Source organism: Fibrivirga algicola (assembly GCF_011742925.1).
Lineage (GTDB): Bacteria > Bacteroidota > Bacteroidia > Cytophagales > Spirosomataceae > Fibrella > Fibrella algicola.
The window spans coordinates 160,460-179,225 of sequence record NZ_WAEL01000006.1 but is presented as its reverse complement, the minus strand read 5'-3'; the positions used below and the strand labels follow the sequence as shown (position 1 = coordinate 179,225).

General features: G+C 52.7%; 16 protein-coding genes. 3 read left to right on the top strand and 13 right to left on the bottom strand.

Annotation, left to right across the window (positions count from 1 at the left end):
* Positions 1-26 precede the first annotated feature (26 nt).
* The 7 genes from F7231_RS16995 to F7231_RS16965 all read right to left on the bottom strand — a co-directional run bounded on the left by F7231_RS16995 (position 27) and on the right by F7231_RS16965 (position 7,953).
* Complete coding sequence (locus F7231_RS16995) at positions 27-968, bottom strand: fructosamine kinase family protein (protein ID WP_166692811.1); 942 nt, start codon at positions 966-968, stop codon at positions 27-29.
* Positions 969-1,107: 139 nt separating this feature from the next.
* A complete protein-coding gene (locus F7231_RS16990; RefSeq protein WP_166692810.1) occupies positions 1,108-2,259 on the bottom strand; it encodes a hypothetical protein in 1,152 nt (383 codons plus the stop codon).
* A gap of 8 nt (positions 2,260-2,267) precedes the next feature.
* The gene (locus F7231_RS16985; RefSeq protein WP_085411714.1) at positions 2,268-3,038 is read right to left on the bottom strand and encodes a hypothetical protein; all 771 of its coding nucleotides are present in this window, start codon (positions 3,036-3,038) and stop codon (positions 2,268-2,270) included.
* Positions 3,010-3,567 (bottom strand): RNA polymerase sigma factor, encoded by a 558-nt coding sequence (locus tag F7231_RS16980; RefSeq protein ID WP_085411713.1) that lies wholly within the window; start codon positions 3,565-3,567, stop codon positions 3,010-3,012. The genes F7231_RS16985 and F7231_RS16980 overlap by 29 nt, the downstream gene beginning before the upstream one ends.
* A 158-nt stretch (positions 3,568-3,725) precedes the next feature.
* Entirely contained in the window at positions 3,726-5,564 is a 1,839-nt protein-coding gene (glmS, locus tag F7231_RS16975) for a glutamine--fructose-6-phosphate transaminase (isomerizing) (RefSeq protein ID WP_085411712.1), read from the bottom strand.
* A gap of 168 nt (positions 5,565-5,732) precedes the next feature.
* Positions 5,733-7,118, bottom strand: a complete 1,386-nt coding sequence (locus F7231_RS16970; RefSeq protein ID WP_166692809.1) for a DUF4270 family protein — start codon at positions 7,116-7,118, stop codon at positions 5,733-5,735.
* A gap of 22 nt (positions 7,119-7,140) precedes the next feature.
* On the bottom strand, positions 7,141-7,953 hold the full coding sequence (locus tag F7231_RS16965) for a glycogen/starch synthase (protein ID WP_085411710.1): 813 nt from the start codon (positions 7,951-7,953) through the stop codon (positions 7,141-7,143).
* 142 nt (positions 7,954-8,095) lie between these two features.
* On the opposite strand from F7231_RS16965, the gene panC reads away from it, so the two are divergent.
* On the top strand, positions 8,096-8,953 hold the full coding sequence (gene panC, locus F7231_RS16960; protein ID WP_166692808.1) for a pantoate--beta-alanine ligase: 858 nt from the start codon (positions 8,096-8,098) through the stop codon (positions 8,951-8,953).
* Here panC and F7231_RS16955 read toward each other — a convergent pair.
* Positions 8,950-9,408: a nuclear transport factor 2 family protein gene (locus F7231_RS16955; RefSeq protein WP_166692807.1), complete on the bottom strand. Its 459-nt coding sequence runs from the start codon at positions 9,406-9,408 to the stop codon at positions 8,950-8,952. The two genes, panC and F7231_RS16955, sit on opposite strands and share 4 nt — an antisense overlap.
* Before the next feature lie 95 nt (positions 9,409-9,503).
* A complete protein-coding gene (gene xylA / locus F7231_RS16950) occupies positions 9,504-10,850 on the bottom strand; it encodes a xylose isomerase (RefSeq protein ID WP_166692806.1) in 1,347 nt (448 codons plus the stop codon).
* 157 nt (positions 10,851-11,007) lie between these two features.
* Here xylA and F7231_RS16945 point away from each other — a divergent pair, with 157 nt between their 5' ends.
* Together F7231_RS16945 and F7231_RS16940 are read left to right on the top strand one after the other, a co-directional pair.
* Positions 11,008-11,607 (top strand): Crp/Fnr family transcriptional regulator, encoded by a 600-nt coding sequence (locus F7231_RS16945; protein ID WP_085411706.1) that lies wholly within the window; start codon positions 11,008-11,010, stop codon positions 11,605-11,607.
* A 134-nt stretch (positions 11,608-11,741) separates the two neighbouring features.
* The gene (locus F7231_RS16940) at positions 11,742-12,788 is read left to right on the top strand and encodes a proline iminopeptidase-family hydrolase (protein WP_166692805.1); all 1,047 of its coding nucleotides are present in this window, start codon (positions 11,742-11,744) and stop codon (positions 12,786-12,788) included.
* A 56-nt stretch (positions 12,789-12,844) separates the two neighbouring features.
* Here F7231_RS16940 and F7231_RS16935 read toward each other — a convergent pair whose 3' ends face one another.
* From F7231_RS16935 to pbpC, 4 genes are all read right to left on the bottom strand, one after another.
* Complete coding sequence (locus F7231_RS16935; RefSeq protein ID WP_166692804.1) at positions 12,845-13,906, bottom strand: class I SAM-dependent methyltransferase; 1,062 nt, start codon at positions 13,904-13,906, stop codon at positions 12,845-12,847.
* Positions 13,907-14,014: 108 nt separating this feature from the next.
* Entirely contained in the window at positions 14,015-14,866 is an 852-nt protein-coding gene (locus tag F7231_RS16930; protein WP_085411703.1) for a dienelactone hydrolase family protein, read from the bottom strand.
* A gap of 64 nt (positions 14,867-14,930) precedes the next feature.
* Entirely contained in the window at positions 14,931-16,226 is a 1,296-nt protein-coding gene (locus tag F7231_RS16925; protein WP_166692803.1) for a metallophosphoesterase, read from the bottom strand.
* Between the two features lie 146 nt (positions 16,227-16,372).
* Entirely contained in the window at positions 16,373-18,760 is a 2,388-nt protein-coding gene (gene pbpC, locus F7231_RS16920; RefSeq protein ID WP_166692802.1) for a penicillin-binding protein 1C, read from the bottom strand.
* Positions 18,761-18,766 lie beyond the last annotated feature (6 nt).

Sequence of the window (18,766 nt, the reverse complement as noted above, 5' to 3'; positions counted from 1 at the left end):
AACGAGTACAATGGGTTGACAACGTCTTAAAAACGATTCAGCACCCGCTCAACGCCGGACACGTACCCGGAACCAAACAGATTGACATGTACCAGTAGCGGGTACAGATTATAAATGGGAATGCGTTCAGCGAAGCCTGGTTCAAGAGGAAACAGCTCGGCATAGGCCTCGTAAAAATGGGTATCGAACCCACCGAACAGGTATGTAAACGCTAACTCGGCCTCGCGAAGGCCATAATAGACCGCCGGGTCAACGAGTGCCGGTTGGCCTGTTTCGGTAATGAGCACATTGCCCGTCCAGAGATCACCGTGGAGTAACGCCGGCCGGTCGGCCGGGAGCAGGTTGGACAGTTGGTCACGGAGGCGAAAGAGGGCTTCATACTGTTTTTTCGCCAGCAGCCCATTATACAGCGCCTGCCCCGCCTGCGGTAGTAGCCGATGCTCAAAAAAGAAGTCACAACCGTTGGCCATCAAGGTGTTGCGCTGGGGCAACGTACCTATGAAATTATCATAACAAAGCCCGAACTGCGGTTGCGTGTGGGCATGTAGTTCCGCGAGTTGGTGACCCAGCTTAACCCAATAGGCCGTGGGCGCTCCCAGCAGCCCGGCAGTGCCCGACTCAATGTATTCCAGGATCAGGTAGGCCTGGTCGCCCTGCCGACCGTAGCCTACTTCAGTGGGTACCCGTATCGCGTTCACATCGCGCAGGAGCGACAGCCCTTTGGCTTCTACGGCAAACAGATCGTCACCATCGGGCATTGCCTCATTGATCCGCTGCCGCCCGATTCCGCTCAGGTTAGCCTGATTCCACTTCACGAAGAACGTACCCAGCGAGGTAAACACCCTCGCCGCCGTATTGATATCGCCACCATTTAAAAACTGTGTATCGAGCACTTCTACCGGCTCACCAAGATGCTGAAACAAGATTGTCTCAAAAAATTCAGCCTGCTCGTTACCCCAAAATTGCATGTTTTCTCCCGTACCGTTGTCACTACCTAACCTGGTAAGTAGTCCATCGGTTTATACCGGACGGTAACTTGTTGAGATGTCTGCAATGCCAAAGTGAGCGGCCTTTCCTGCTTCGGCACTCTACACAGTGCCAGGTCCGTTACAACCCGAAACCGATCCGCACGCCTGGGTACACTTGTTTGAAAAAGCCATTCATATAAATCTCTGGCTGAATCTTAAGAAATCCTTTCTGATAGATTGTACCACTCAACCGAATGGCATCCTTTGCGAATTGATTACCCGACCGGTATACTGGAATACCCGCATAAAAGCCCGCCAACACCCGACTAAAGTCGCCTTCCAAGTTATTGGCCTTGCTGTAATAAAACGTTAGGCCTATGTTCAGAAAATCAGTGCGGAACACAGCCGCCTGACCATCAGCAGGGTTTTGAAAAAAGAACGTAGACAGGTAATTCACGGAATACCCCACCGTGTGGTATCGGCTCGGGATAAACTCGGCACTGAAGCTAAGCGATGGAGCCAGTTGGTTGCGGATCAGCCCCACACCCAGACTGGGTTGTAAGCTAATAAACGGACCCCGGGCCAGTCCGGGATTGATAAACTGGTACTCGCGCTGGTTAGTTTGTACCAGATTGAAGGCCATTTTTGGGTTGGTAAGGTCATGGTTTTTGTAACTCTGCACATTATCAAGAGCCGTTTGCAGCCGGGCATTCACGCCCCCTTCAGCCAGCAGTTGAGTAATATCATCGATAGAATTGAGCAGTAAATACACCGCAAACTGGTGATATGGTGTTCGCTGGCCGGGGTTTTCCCACAGCACCCGCAAGGTGTCCTGACGAAGTTTAAGCAGCGCAGGTGGCTCGCCGACGCTAAACTGGAACGACGTAAAATTCGGGGACGTAGTTCGCTGGTCGATGACGCGGGCCGTAGCGCTAAGGCGGTAGGTAAAGCGCAGCCCCGACGTACCTACCACGGCGCTATCCCTGACCTGAGCGTAGTCGGTCACGAACAGCCGCAACACCGAGTCGATATTTTGACGGGCACGTACCTGCGCATAGCGGTTGAAGCCAATGAGTAGCGCAGCCTGTTTGCTCAGCCTCACTTCTATATGACTCGTTCCTTCGAAATTGCGGCGGTTTCCGGGCGTACTCAGATGCGCTCTAAGGGCATAGCTGGCGGCTCGCTCCTTCCGGTTAGGTGTATTGTCCGGAACCGTTAATTGAGTTTGCTGGGCCATAGCGGTACCAGACAGGCCTGTGAGCAACAACGCCATTTTGACTACACTATTCATGAAATGAGTTAGTTAAGGGGAATAATCAGACGGGTTTTTTCTTCTGTTGGCGCGATAGGCAACGGGGCCTCGCTCACTGGTGCGCTACCCAACCGAACAAAGCGGTCATTCCGTTCGAGTTTAGAACGGGTTTCGGCTTCGGCCCGGAGTTCATTCTGATGAACTATTGCAAAACGGCGTTTTGGGTACGTTGGCACGGTCTTCTGGGCTACTGCTGCCGGCGGTGCCTGAACCAGTGTTAGCTCAGTTGACAAGATTTCTGCAACGGGCAAGTCGGCAAATACAGTGGTCGTCGATAGTGTCAATTGATTGTCAGTTACATCTGTGGTATGAACGGACCTACCAATCGACTTTTGAGTCTTACTTCTTTGTTTTTCAGCAACTTGACTCCTATTATTCATTGAAAGTTCAACCACAGGTGCCTGTTTCGGCTGGGTACGCTTATGGAACTGAGTCAGGCCACTGCCAGCCATTTGCTTGTCTGCTTGTCGATTGCCCTGTGTTTCCTTCAGGCTTGGTGTTGAGCGTAGCAGCCAGCTCATGACTAGACCAATACCAGCCAGCGAAGCAGCAACCAACCAACTCTGCCGTATCGGGACACGCTGTGCTTGACCTGTTCGCTTTGGTGCCAATGCGACGGTCTCTGCTGCCAACTCAGGGCGTAGTTGCTCCCACAGCTTGCCCGCGTCGAACGTGCTGCCCGGTACAGGTACGTCGGGTGTGGTGTCAAGCGCCTGCCTGACGAGTTCGTCAAGATGTTTGCCTTGCTGTTCGTTCATAGCCGTGCGTAGTTAACCAGTGTTGTAGCAGTGCCCGCGCCTTGCTCAATTGCGATTTCGAGGTGTTTTCCGATATGTTGAGCTGCCCGGCAATTTCCCGATGCGTGTAGCCTTCAATAGCGTAGAGATTGAACACTGTTCGATAGCCCGGCGGCAGTTCCCGAATGAATTCATAAATCTGTTCAGCATCCAGCTCGCCATCAGGCAACTGGCCATCCGCTACAGGCTCTACCGTCAACTCATCCTTTTGAAAAAGTGGCAACGTTCGGTTCGATCGTAGGTGCAGTAGCGCTTCGTTGACCACAATCCGACGCATCCAGGCTTCAAAACCGTTATCGTCTCGGTAAACAAAGTCGGACAGACTACGGAAAATTTTCAGAAAGGCCGTCATCAGCACCTCTTCTGCATCCGGCTCGGCCCTAACGTACCGCAAACTCACCCGATGCAGGCGGTTTACGTATTGATCGTACAATCGCCGCTGAGCAAAGGCATTCCCGCGCTGGCATTGATCGATCAGTTGCTTGAGCATTTGCGTTATGATGGCTTCTGGTGATAGAAATACAGATTAATGGACAAGGGTTGCCTGACGCAAAAAAAAGACCTGCAAGTGTGTACTTGCAGGTCTTTTGAGAATGAGTCTTTGCGGTTTTCCCAACCCTTTTAGGTTTCAGAAATCTGTAAGGTTTATTACTCCACCGTTACTGACTTAGCCAGGTTGCGGGGTTGGTCTACGTTGCGGCCACGCATAACGGCAATGTCGTAGGCCAGCAGTTGCATCGGGATAACCGAGATCAATGGCATCAGAATATCGTGCACTTTCGGAATCTCGATCACGAAATCGACCATTGTGGGCAGGTGCGTATCTCCCTCTGTTGTCACGGCAATAACGCGGCCTTTGCGGGCTTTTACCTCCTGAATGTTCGACACTACTTTTTCGTACGAGCTGTCCTGTGTGGCAACGACCACCATCGGCATGTCTTCGTCGATGAGCGCAATCGGACCGTGCTTCATCTCGGCGGCAGGGTACCCTTCGGCGTGGATGTAGCTGATCTCCTTCAGTTTCAAGGCTCCTTCCAGCGCAACGGGGAAGTTTAATCCACGACCCAGGTAAATGAAGTTACGAGCATAGGTAAAGATGTAGGCAATCTCCTTGATCTTGGCGGCGCTTTGCAATACCCGCTCCACTTTGGCTGGCACAGCTTCCAGTTCGGCTAGTAATTGCCGGAACAACGTATCCGAAATGGTGCCTTTGCGCTTGGCGGCGGCCAGAGCCATCAACGTCAATACGGTAACCTGCGCGGTGAAGGCTTTCGTACTGGCTACCCCGATTTCAGGTCCTGCGTGGGTATATGCACCTGCATGGCTCGCCCGGGCAATGGATGAACCAACTACGTTGCAGACCCCAAAAATGGTAGCTCCTTTCGACTTGGCCAGTTCGATGGCTGCCAGTGTATCGGCTGTTTCGCCCGACTGTGAGATGGCAATGACAATATCCCCCTCCTTGATAATCGGGTTCCGGTACCGGAACTCCGACGCGTATTCGACCTCGACAGGGATGCGCGCCAGTTCTTCAAAAATGTATTCGGCCACCAGACCGGCATGCCACGATGTACCACAGCCCACAATGATAATCCGCTTCGATTTAGCCAGTTTGTCCAGGTAATCGCGGAGGCCACCAAGTTGTAGCGTTCCTTCAGCCGCGTTGACCCGACCACGCATTGAATCGGCAATGGAGCGCGGCTGTTCGAAGATTTCTTTCAGCATGAAATGCTCGAATCCGCCCTTTTCGATGGCTTCAAGCTCCATTTCGATCTTCTGCACGTAAGGCGTCGTCTTGGTATTATCGAGCGTAACGATATCCAGCTTGCCATCTTTTACCGTGGCAATCTCGTACTCGTTCAGGTAGATAACGTCTTTCGTGTATTCGATGATCGGCGAGGCATCTGAAGCGAAGAAGTACTCGCCGTCGCCAACGCCAATCACCAGCGGACTACCCTTCCGGGCTGCTACCAGTTGCGTTGGGTCAGCGGCGTTCATCACCACGATAGCGTACGCACCAACAACCTCCTGCAAGGCCGAGCGGATAGCGTCTTCCAACGTACCCCCGGCGTTCTCCCAAATATCTTCAATAAACTGCCCCAGCACCTCTGTATCCGTCTGGCTGGCAAACGTGTGTCCTTTCCGAACAAGGGTTTCCTTGATAGTCGCGTAGTTCTCGATTATCCCGTTGTGGATAATCGCAATCTTTTTGTGGAACGAGTAATGCGGGTGGGCATTTACGTCGTTTGGTTCGCCGTGGGTAGCCCAGCGGGTGTGCCCCATGCCGATGGTGGCATGCAGCGCTTTACCGTCCAGTTCCTGCTCCAGGGCCGACACTTTGCCTTTTTTCTTGTAGATCTTCAGCCCCTCACCGTTTAGCAGGGCTACACCCGCGCTATCGTAGCCCCGATATTCGAGCCGTTTGAGTCCTTTGATGACGAGAGGGCAGGCTTCCCGATGCCCCACATAGGCGACAATACCACACATAATAGTGAAGAGTTAACAGTAGTCAGTTATTAATTGGTGGGTGAATGTAAGGCCGAACGTACCTGACAAGTCGAAAGGTAACGATCGGCGCACTGCTTTTTATGGTAAGACTTACTATAAAGCTATAAAAAGCAATGAACCCCGCCAACTGCGGCGGGGTTCTGAAAGTTAGTTAGATTTTGTGTAAAACAGGATCAGCTTTACACTGGCCTTTCCGTCGAGCACCATTCGCCAGACCCGATCGCTGAGCACCGCCTGTGTTTGATCATTCAGCGCACCCGTTTGTTGATTCTGCACAAATAGCTCACGGTTACTGGGTGTGAGAAGGGCTAATCCATCGTTAGGACTTACGCCCGCTGCGACCGATTGTAAATAACCGGCTAGCTGGAACGTATAGCTATTGGTACGCAGGTCGCGAATTGCCACTTGTGAACCAGTAAAAGCGCTGGGCGTTCGGTTGAGCGGTCCAAAAGACTGCACCGTAAACAATAGTGAAGCCACGCCAGTGGTGGTAGCCGACCGGGTTAGCCGGTTCTGCGCATCTACCTCTGCCAGCGTCAGGTAAGGAGGCAATGGCCGTTTCGCGTCTTCAGGAGCTGTTGGCGTAATAACCATATCGGCTCGGTTAATAGCAACCCGACCCGTTTTCAGCAGATTCGTCAACGATGGGAACTGCAATTTCGTGGTTACGCCCGTGCCCGGCTGCACATAGGTACGTCCGGTTATGGTCGTGGCCTGGCTTTGGCCGGGGCGCAAACTCGCCAGCGGCGTTCCAGCCCGATTAGCCACTACCTGATTGAAGCGTTTGCCAACAAATGGCAGTGTATATGCCTGTGGGTACGACTCGCCCTGCACGTGAAAATAAGTAATGACAGACCCTTCCGATGGCGTTATACCAAGCACCGCCGCCTGTGGTGAACTGGTCGACGTGATGACAAAGTCACGGGCAATCTGTTTACGAAAAGCGACTGGATCGACTAGGATGCCGGACGTGTTGAAGAGCAGTGCGTTCGTATTTGCCAATGCTATTATTTCCCGGCCCAGGCTGTTATCGACCGTAATCGGGCTAAGATAGCCTACCGTGTCGGCAACAGATGGCCGGGGCTTCACGGTGCGCCGGGCAATGACCTGCGCAACCGCAGGGCCGGGGCTAGTAATATCGTAGTTAATCGACCGGAGGCTGTCGGTCAGGCGCGACAGGACAATCTCCTGAGATACGGTTGTGTCACCATACCAGATTCCGTTGAGCGGAAAACGCACTTTCGTTGAGTCAACGATGATGCGGCTGGCGGCGGTCACATTGGTCGTGCCCGAATCCCTTACGATTAGTCCCTGGGTAGGCCGCAACTGAATGTAGGCCTTCGTTTCTACCTGCCCAAAAATAGGATCGGTATACCGTCCTACCAGCGCTGTACTCTGGTCATTGCTTCGCACCGAATCCAGTTGAATGGTGGTGCGGGTAATGGTGAGCGTGTCGGTATACAGCACACCCACCGGTGTGGTGGGTGCAAGGCCAATTTCCTTGGGTTCTTCGCAGGCAATTGCCGTTAGCAATACAGCCGCTACGAAAGCCAGTCTAACTGGCCAGTTGTGTATAGATGTTGAAATAACGCTCGCTAACGTTTGTTTCCGCCTCGTCGAGGTCAAGTTTGTGTTCGGCAATTTCATTCAGAATAGTATTCAGACTATCGTGTTCGGTTTTACCAGCATTGACAACGGCGTCGGCGTAGGCACAACCGATTTTTATAAATCCGGTAAAATCGCCGGTTTCGAGGTGGCTGAGCATCGCGTCATCAATGTCCATCATTTTGGCTTTTTCAACCAAATCACTGGCATTGAAACGATGTTCGAACGAGTTATTGTACACCGTGAAGACCGACTTGGTGTCTTTAAACATTGGGTCGTTCTTATACGTTGTTTTCAGATACAGCGGAATCAGGGCCGTCATCCAGTCGTTGCAATGAACGATATCGGGCGACCAGCCTAGTTTTTTCACTGTTTCCAGAACGCCTTTGCAGAAGAAGATGGCTCGCTCGTCGTTATCGTCGTAGAACTTATCTTCCTTATCGTGGAAAACATACTTCCGGTGGAAATAGTCTTCGTTATCGATAAAGTACACCTGTAACTTGGCGGTAGGAATCGATGCAACTTTGATAATCAACGGCTTTTCTTCGTCGCCAACCGAGATGTTGATACCCGACAGCCGGACAACTTCATGAAGCCGATTTTTACGTTCGTTGATGAGCCCAAACCGAGGAACCAGGATCCGGATTTCCATGCCGCGTTCCTGCATATCCTGCGGTAACTTTCGCACGAAATCGGCCACGTCAGAGGTTTTGAGGAAGGGCGTAATTTCACTGGCTACGTACAAAATGCGAAGTTTGCTCATAAATGCAAGAGGGAATTATTTTGGACGGCTTCACCTTAAAAACCTGCAAAATTAAGCAAAAAAACCCCATATTTCAATACAATTTGCCGCAAAAAATTACAATTTCCGTCACCACCAACTTCTCGTTATTTACCCGTCTTCTATGCTTCATTTCCATACCGTTTACGACCTACAACAGTACCTTACTATCGTTCGCCAGCAGGAAAAAACCATTGGTTTTGTCCCCACCATGGGCGCCCTGCACAACGGCCATCTTAATCTTGTTGAACGGGCAAAATCGGAGTGTGACATCGTTGTTTGCAGCATCTTCGTCAATCCAACCCAGTTTAATAACCCGGCCGATCTGGCCCGTTACCCCCGCACACTGACAGAAGACTCAGCCCTGCTCGAAACGGTTGGAACAGACGTAATTTTTTCTCCTTCGATAGCAGAGATGTACCCCGAACCAGCCACCCTCAGGTTCGATTTCGGCGATTTGGAAACGGTAATGGAAGGCGCTTCACGGCCCGGCCACTTCAACGGTGTCGGGCTGGTCGTCAGCAAGTTGTTTCACATGGTGCAGCCCAACAAAGCCTATTTCGGTCAGAAAGACCTGCAGCAGGTTGCCGTTATTCGCCGACTGGTACGTGACCTGAATTTTCCGCTTGAACTGGTGCGCTGCGATACGGTTCGGGAGGCCGACGGCCTGGCTATGTCGTCGCGAAACAGGCTGTTATCGCCGGAAGAACGTACCCAGGCACCAATGCTATTCGACGCCTTGACGCTGGCGAAGAACCTATTACTAACCGGAAGTCGCCCTGACGAGTATACGCCCGATCAGGCACGGGCTGCCGTTCGTGACTACATCGCGCAACACCCAGCTTTCACGCTGGATTACATTGACGTGGTAAACGTCGACTCATTGCAGCCCGTTACTGAGTTACAGGCTCCCGGTCAAACGGCTATTTGCCTGGCGGCACAACTGGGTACTGTACGGCTGATCGACAACGTGGTATTTTAATCGAGACACTCGCGGCGGGTATCGATAATGGCCTGGATCTTCCATACGCCACTCATACGGACCAGCGTGAAAGCGTTGGCTCCGCAGTGGAGTCGCTTGTCTTTGAAGAAGAATTTATACGGAACAAAGGCTACTGCCAAGTCGCCATCAATATGAATCTGATACGGATCGATCACCTCGTTCAGATCGCCCGGCTTGGCCTTGCCAATCGATGCTGCAAACCCTTCGATTGGCTCATTCTTGACGCTCACCTGCCCATTTTTATTCACTACCGTTTGTAACGTAGCGGTAGGAGAGAAAGCATTTTTCACGGCAGCGGCATCTGCCTTTTTCATACCCTCAAACAGGTCATCAATAGCCTGCATGATGCCACTTTCGTCTTCGGGAGACGCTTCCATGGTTTGGGCAAAGCTGCCAAACGGAAGGAAGAGGAGAAGTAATAGGAGAAGTTTCATGGTTCGAGTTTCAGATGTCAAGTGGCCCTGCCTGGGCAACTGCCGTACTGATAGGCAAAGCTACTTGAAACCTGAAACTTGAAACCTGAAACTTACTAAATATACTGGTTGACAATCATTTCGTACAGCTCCTGCTTGCCGCTGACCTGCTTGGGTTCGCCGTTGGTCATGGCGTACTCGCGCAGGTCTTCGAGCGTCAGTTTACCGGCTTCAAAATCAGCACCGGCACCGCTGTCGAAGCTGGCATACCGCTCTGCGCGGAGCTGCTTGTATTTCGATTTACCCAGAATGGCCTCTGCTGCAATGGCAGCGCGGGCAAAGGCATCCATACCGCCAATGTGAGCGATGAAGATATCCTCCAGGTCGGTTGAGTTCCGGCGTGTTTTGGCGTCGAAGTTCACGCCGCCTGATTTCAAGCCACCCGCTTCCAGAATCACCAGCATAGCCTCGGTTAGTTCGTAAACATCAACCGGGAACTGGTCGGTATCCCAGCCGTTCTGGTAATCGCCGCGGTTAGCATCGATGCTGCCAAGCATATTGTTGTCGGCAGCTACCTGTAGCTCATGCGCAAACGTATGGCTAGCCAATGTGGCGTGGTTGGTTTCAATGTTCAGTTCAAAATCGTCCTGCAAGCCATAGCGGTTCAGGAAGCCGACAACCGTGGCAGCATCGAAATCATACTGGTGCTTGGTTGGCTCCATCGGCTTTGGCTCGATGTAGAACGACCCCGTGAAGCCCTGCTTGCGGGCATAGTCACGGCTCACTTGCAGGAAACGACCCAGGTGTTCCTGCTCGCGTTTCATGTTGGTGTTCAGCAGCGACATATAGCCTTCACGACCACCCCAGAAGGTATAGCCCCGTCCGCCCAGTTCGATGGTGGCGTCGATGGCATTTTTCACCTGCCAGGCACCGTGGGTCAGCACGTGGAAGTCAGGATTGGTGCTGGCACCGTTCATGTACCGCTCGTGAGAGAACAGGTTGGCCGTACCCCAGAGCAGTTTCACGCCGCTGGCTTCCTGTTTCTGTTTCAGGTAGTCAACAACCTTGCGGAAATTAGCTTCAAACTCATGGTTCGAATTACCCTCAGGCGATACATCGACATCATGGAAGCAATAATATTCCATGCCAATTTTGGTAATGAACTCAAAGGCAGCATCCGCTTTACTGAAGGCAGCACCCAGTGGATCATTGCCAGCGCTGGCATCCCAGGGAAAATGCTTCACACCTGGTCCGAAGGGATCAGCACCAGTGCCACAGAAGGTGTGCCAATAGGCTACTGCAAACCGAAACAGGTCTTTCATGGGCGTACCCAGAATGGTGCGGTTGGCGTCGTAGAATTTAAATGCCATCGGGTTGTCGGATTCCCGACCTTCGTAAGCGATGGGTGCTGACACAAACGGGAAATACGTTTTGTCGCCGAGTGTCAAATTGATGTTAGCCATAAGGGGATTGTACTAGGTTGACGTAATGCGCCTCTTCTTGAAACGCAGATTAGTATAAAATCTCTGTTTTATATCATTGCAACATGATGTACTATTCTGACCTATTTCGTGATAATTTCAAAGAAACCCGGCCACAATTCTACACATCTATTCAGCTATGCTTGCTAATGACCTCCTGACGCTTCGCCAACAGATTGAGCGATTCACGCCACTTAGTGATGATGAATGGCATATGCTTACGCCTCATGTACGGGTAGAAACCATACAGAAGCATCAGTTTTTTGCTGAAGCGGGCAAGCAGGCAAACGAAGTAGCGTTGGTACTTGAAGGTTCTTTCAGGCATTTTTATACTACTGATGGCGACGAGAAAACAACGTATTTTTACTTCGAAGGCCACTTTATCAGTGCTTACATGAGTTGTATCACCCAAACGCCATCCCGTCTCACCATTGAAGCACTCAGCCCGGCCCGGTACATTGTCTTTCCGTATACGATACTGTCTGCTCTTTTTGAGAAAAGCATCACCTGGCAGAAGTTTGGGCGGCTTATCGGCGAATACATTGCCCTCGGCCTTGAAGACAGAATGGTTGGCTTATTAACCCAAAGCCCGGAAGACAGGTATCTGGCGCTGTTGAAAAGCAGTAAGAAGAAGATACTGGACCGCATTCCGCAGCACTACGTCGCCAACTACCTTGGTATCACACCTGTTAGTCTCAGCCGCATCAGAAGCCGAATTATGCGCCGCGACGATGTATAACAGGCTGCTATGCCGTGATTAAGTCAATTATTCGCCGTATAATTTGTGGTAATTCGTAAATAGAAGTGCTAAGCGCCATGAGTTGAGCACTTTAGTTATATTGGTCAACCTTTTCCCAAACCGGATTCAGCAACATGATACACCGTTCCCTGCTACGCCTTAGTCTATTTGCCGCGCTGCTTACGACAGCCATTGCCTGTACCAAAACAACGCCGACAAACGACGCCGTTACCTACAACCAATCGCCGGAAACGGGGGTGCGTACGGGCGGTGTCCGGATGATTCCGGTGAAGACACCCTCAGGTACGTTCAACGTCTGGACAAAGCGTGTGGGCAACAATCCGCGTATCAAGGTGCTCTTGTTGCACGGCGGTCCCGGCGGTAACCATGTGCTGTTCGAATCGTTTGAGAGCTACTTCCCCGCCGAAGACATTGAATTCTATTACTACGATCAGCTTGGCTCGCTCAACAGCGCTCACCCTACCGACAGCACGCTCTGGACCGCACCGCGGTTTGTAGAGGAAGTGGAGCAGGTACGGCAGGCACTGGGGCTAAACAAAGATAATTTCTACCTGCTGGGCCATAGCTGGGGCGGCATTCTGGCAACAGAATATGCGCTGAAATACCAGCAGAACCTGAAAGGACTTATCATCAGCAACATGATGAGCAGTTGCCCCGACTATGGCAAGTATGCCGACGAAGTGTTGGGCAAACAAATGAACCCAAAGGTGTTGGCCGAGATTAAAGCCATTGAAGCCCGCAAAGACTTCGGAAATCCACGCTACATGGAACTGCTAATGCCTAATTTTTATGAGCAGCATGTTTGCCGGTTGAAACCGTGGCCCAACGCCTTCGACCGGGCGTTTCAGGCGTTGAACGGCACAGTTTACACGCTGATGCAGGGCCCATCTGAATTTGGCGTCTCCGGCCGACTCGCTAAGTGGGACCGCCGCGCCGATCTGAAAAACATCAACGTACCCACGCTTACTATCGGCGGTATGCATGACACTATGGACCCAAAACATATGGAATGGATGGCAACGCAACTCCCTAAGGGTACCAGCCTGATATGTCCCGACGGCAGCCACTGTAGCATGTGGGACGATCAGCCGCACTACTTTCCCGGCCTGATTAAGTTCATCAAAGCCGTAGATGCGGGCGAATCGAAAGTAGCGTTGTAACGGATGGAAACTGGCTGACGTGATGTCTCCCTCACATTAGCCAGTTTCCTTGGACATTATGGCTTCGTTCCGATCACCATGGCGCGGCCGGGTAGGGTTCGGTAGGTGATGACGCGGGGTTTGCGCAGACCGGCTTCACGTTGCCAGTCCTGAATTTCGGCAATGGAATAATTGCCAGCGGTGCTGGTGAGGCCGTAGAACAGATCGGTGGAACTGCCAACCAGTTCAGGCGCGGCGCCCGTTTCGGGGCGGATGAACTCATTAACAATGTAGATACCACCCGGCTTCAGCGCACGAGCCACGCGCTTGGCTACGTCGCGATTCTGGTCGGGGGTGAAATGGTGAGCCAGACTCGACATCAGGACAATGTCGTACTGTGCTTCGCCGAAATTGTCGGTTAGGGCATTGCCGGGCTGGTGCTTTACGCGGTCGCCCATGCCGAGGCGGGCCAGTAACGGGGCAGCCTGTTCAATGGCGGCAGGCAAATCAATAATCGTTGAGGAAAGGCCGGCATATCGCTTACAGAGTGCGACCGAATGCTGCCCATGCGACCCACCAATGTCGAGCATGCAGGCCGGCGCGCCGGCCTTAACGTCTTTGGGCACAGGGGTACGCTGACCAAACTCCTTGGCTTCGCTGCCCGAAGCAGCTACCATAGCCTGTTGGTAGTAGTTCCATTGCTGGGCGTCGAGGTGGTCGTGGTAGTGAATGCCTTCGCCCGTTTGCAGGTACGTACCCAGCTTATCGAGCCAGGGCCAGACCACCCGGTTGTTGAAGAGCAGCATCCCGTATACCGACTCAGGCTCATGCCTGAGCGTCCACTTACGGGCCATCTTCGTCAACGTAAACGATCCCGACAGGTAGGTGAAGTAACCCAGCGCCGTGAGCAGACCCATCAATTCGCCGGTCGCTTTAGGATTCAGCCCACACGCTACGGCGATATCGTCGGTGGTATCATTCCCATCGGCTACGGCATCGAAAACGCCCTTGTCTGCCGCTTCCAGTACCGCCTTGCTGATTACCGGCATGATCTGCGCATGCAGCAGCGGCACCGGTACCATATTGGCCCGTAAAGCAACCCATTCAAGTGGGTTATCGGCAGAGATTTTTAGTTGCATGAGGTTAGTCTATCGTTCGTCGTTCGGAGTTTGTAGTTGCTTCGCTTCATCACGGTGTGGTTCTATAGCAGTGCAACTACAAACTCTGAACAACAAACGACAAACCAATTACGCTTTCAGGCGGTCTTTCAGGTAGCTCAACGCGCGTTTGTAAGCGTCAGCAGAAGCAGTTTTGTCGAAAACAGGGTTGCTTGGGTTAGCAAAACCGTGGCCTGCTTCGTAGCGTACCACCTCAATTTTTTCGCCGGCCTTCTTCATGTTTTCTTCAAACGTGTTCACGACCTGCGGATTGATCGACTTGTCCTGGTTACCGAAGATACCCAACACGTCTGTGTTCAGCGTTTTCAGCTTCTCGACATCCTGCTCAGGGAAGCCATAATACATTACGCAGCCTTTAGCCTGCTTGCCTGCCAGCATGGCCGACTGCAAAGACAGACTACCGCCAAAACACCAGCCTACACTGGCAAATTCAGCTTTAGGACCAGCCATGGCAATGGCACCCTGCATGATGGCCGCCAGACGAGCCTTGTCGGCACCCTGCATCAGCTTACCCGCTTCGGCAGGTGCCGTAGCCACTTTACCGTCGTACATGTCAAGGGCGATTACGTTCACATTTTTCAGGTCATTGTAGAATGTCTCGGCCTGCATTTTGATGTTGTCGTTCAGCCCCCACCATTCCTGATACACCAGCAACCATTTGTTTGATGGCTTCTTCGACTTCAACATGAACCCACTAGCCGTTTTGCCATCAGGTGTAGAAAACGTGGTCATCTCACCAGCCTTCGACTCGTAATGAAATGGAATTGGGCTAGCGTGCAGCGCCTGGAAAGCAGGGTCACCGGCGAGTTGCTGCATACCTGCTACTCCGCAAAGTGGAATAGCCGGAGCCGTTTCTGGCTTGTTGTGCGTCGACCACAAGGTCAGGACAAATGAAACGAGAGAAATAAAGGAAAGCTTCATAGAAATTCAAATTATGTGTTGGTACATGTATTAAACGGATAAACACCGGTTGTGGTTTCTACCCTCAGGCTTGCTTCAGGGTAAAAATTGTAATCTCAGGTAAAATACCCACCCGGCCGGGATAACCGATATAGCCATAACCCCGGTTAACGTACAAAGTTTGCGGGTTTCCGGCGGTAGTATCTTCATGATACAACCCCGCCCACTGTCGGTAGAAATACTTGACAGGGCTCCATTTGTAATCACCAAATTCAACGCCGAATTGCGCCCCATGCGTATGCCCGCTAAAGGTCACATCGATGTCGGGATAATTGGGACGTACCTCGGCATCCCAATGAGTTGGGTCATGTGACAACAGCAGCTTGACGGGGTACTCTTCTGCGCCCTGATACGCTTTTGCCAGATTACCCGCTTTTAGGGCCGCCGGGCCAAACCCAAGGTTTTGTACACCAATAATGGCCAGCTTGTCGCCGCCCTGAGTCAGGATGCGGTTTTCGTCCATCAACGGATTCCAGCCCATTAGTTTGTGCGCCTTCACCACATCCAGCACGTTCTGGCGTTGCGCTTCGGCACTTGACCACTTCACATAAGCGCCGTAATCATGGTTGCCGAGCGTCGAGTAGACGCCAAGTGGCGCTTTTACTTTATTGAAAATATCAATGTACTCGTTCACTTCATCGGCACGGCTATTGACCAGATCACCGGTGAAGAAAACCAGATCTGGTTTTTCGTGGAGCAGCATATCCACGCCCCCTTTCACTGCCGTTTTGTTGAAGAAGCTACCCGAGTGAATATCCGACAGTTGGGCGATGGTCATGCCGTCGAAACTACGGGGCAGGTTTTTCAGTGGTAGCGTCACCCGGCGAATACGGTAGTCGTGAGCACCGGAGATGATGCCGTAGGAGAAGGCAACGAGCGGAATGGCACCAGCGGCCACAGCGGTTTTTACCAGAAAATCGTGGCGCGTAATGGTATTATCGACAGCGGTTAGCTCGGTTCCGGGTACGCTGTTGACTGGAGCAGGCGATTTACCGGCAATCGCCGACCAGATCCACTGGAAAAAGCGTATAATGTCGTCGATGAAGAGAAAAATGACCGTGATAAACTTCGAAAAGTAGGCGATGAACACGCCAATCGTCAGCATGGTACGGGTAACGCGGCCAATGGAGTCGGCCGGAATCAGTTGCAAAGCGATGTACGTACCCAGCGAGATAGCGGTGAATCCCCAGTATCCCCAAGCGACGGCCCGCTGAGTAGCCTCGGTAGAGTTTCGAGCAAGGAACCTAAACGCCTGATAGACATAGACATCGATCAGCAAAAAAATCGCAACCAGCAAAAAGCTTGACAAATTACGGAGCATAGAGAACATAGGTGATTAAGCGTCGCTGTTGGGCAGCAGACCTTTGCGATAAGGGCGTTAACAGCGCTTAGTCACTAACGTCTTTTGGGTCACGATGGTTACAATCGGAAAGCCGAGTTTTCGGGTGTGTTCAACGTTGGTTCATACTACTCCCGCTTTATCAGCACCCGAACCCGGCTAACCCGGCCTTTATCGTCGGCGCAGGACACGGTAAGCGTACCGGGCGTAGGGGTAAAAAAAAGCGTTTCCGTTGGTTTCGCGGCGCGGTACAGCTTGTCGTTCAGGTACCAGTATACGCGTTGCACATCATTCGCCGCCTGACAGGTTAGGGCCAAATCGGCCGGCTTTTTTGGATTGATAAAGTATTCACTGTGCTGGTTAAGACTCGTGATCAACGGAGCAACGCCAGTGCCAAACACCCGCTCGCAAGCCGGATTATGCGGCGGGATAGCCGCGTAGGGCCGATTACTGGCGGCGTACCACGCAATGACCTCCGGTGCCAGATTCGGATACAGCCGGGCAACGGGGCGCGACAGACTATCAGTACCCGTTGGGCGGCAATGGGCGCAATACGACAACGTACCCGTGGCGTTGGTCCAGACGGTTGTCTGATGCTGGCAGCGGCTGGCCCGCGACACCCCCATGATGTAATAATCCACCGCGCGGCCTTCGCAGGTACGTTCAGCTACGTCGCCGCTTTCGGGGCACACTTGCCGCGAATCCAGTTTCCCGCCAACCGGTGGCCTGAACCAGCCTGTGGGTGTGTTGTAATCGATGGCGTTGAACACCTGAAACAGTAATGGGGTGGCCGTATTGGCGCCGCTCAGATCGGGCACACCTACGCCCGAAAAATTGCCGACCCACACGCCTACCGTGTAATGTCGGTTGTAGCCAATGCTCCAGGCATCGCGCCGCCCGTATGACGTACCCGTTTTCCAGGCAATGCGCGGTAGTCGGTAGCTATTATCAAAATTATTGGGCAGGTCGGGCCGGGTGATTTGGGTCAGCGTGTTGTTGATGAGGAAAGCCGCTTCAGGGGAGAAGATGGCCGTTCGGCTCTGTAGAGACAGGTCCGCTGTAGTCCGGCGAACCGGCGCGGAAAGGTGTTGCGTCTCTACGCGGGCATCAGCAACAAACTTTGCCTCTCGAATCTGGCCACCGTTGGCGAAGGCTGTGTAGGCTTGCGTCAGTTCTGCCAGCGTAACACCACAGCCACCCAGAATCATGGATAGACCGAGGTCATCGGCTTGCTTCTGCACAGTTCGGAAACCAGCCTGACGCAACGTACCTACAAAGCTGGGGGTCGATACGTCGCGCAGGAGTTTGACGGCAGGGATGTTCAGCGAGTTGGCCAGCGCGAATTCGGCCGTAACGGGACCATTGAAATGCCGGTCATAGTTATCGGGTTCGTACCCTCCAAAATTCGTGGGCACATCGTTCAGCTTAGCTTTGGGCGTAATTAGGCCCCGATCGAAAGCCAATGCATACAACAGCGGTTTCAACGCGCTTCCCGGCGACCGTATCGCCTGCACACCGTCGACTTGCCCGCCATCGAAGGTATTGGCGAAATCGGCCGAGCCTATGTAGGCTTCAACCGCCCCAGTCTGGTTATTGATCACCAACACTGCCGCGTTGTGGATGCTCTGTGCCCGCACCCGGTCTACATACTGACGCACCAGCCGTTCGGTAGCAGCCTGAACACCGGGCTGTAGCGTGCTGACAATGATTGGGGCATCGGGCTGCTCCGTTTTGAGACGCAGACTTAGGTGTGGCGCCTGATTTGGTGCGGGTCGACGGTGGGCCTCAAGTGGTTCATTTAAGGCATCCTGCACCACTTTTTCATCAAACGTACCTGCCTGCGCAAACCGCCGAAGCCACGCATTTCGCGCCCGCACAATAGCGGTGTTCGTTTCACCCAGTCGCAAGCTCGATGGTCGGTTCGGAATAATGGCCAGCGTAGTAATTTCGGCCAGGCTGAGCAGTTGTGGTGGTTTGCCGAAGAAGATCAGCGACGCCGATTTAATCCCTTCTACGTTGCCGCCGTAGGGAATCAGATTCAGGTACAATTGTAGAATCTCGTCTTTGCTCAGGTGTGCCTCCAGCTGTACTGCCCGCACCACTTCGATCAGCTTGCTCAGGTACGTTCGCGGGCGCGGGTCAAGCAGCCGCACTACCTGCATGGTGATGGTCGACGCCCCGGAAGTTCGCCGGCCCGACACCAGATTTCGGCTTGCCGCGCGTACTATCGCTATGGGGTTCAGGCCGGGGTGCCAGTAAAACCAGCGGTCTTCTTTCCGGAGAATAACCTGTCGTAGCCGGGGCGTGATATCGTCGAGGGTGGCGTGCATCCGCCATTTATCATTCCGGTTCAGAAACGCGTAGAGCGTGGTACCATCGGCAGCAGTCACTACAGTCGAGTAGGCCACACACGTTTTGGGCGGAAAGAGGTGGTCCAGGATAAACAGCGAGAGCAACCCGGCCAGCACCAGTTTAGGCCAGCGATGCGTCCGAAAATAGGAGACAATCGTGTTCATTCGTTA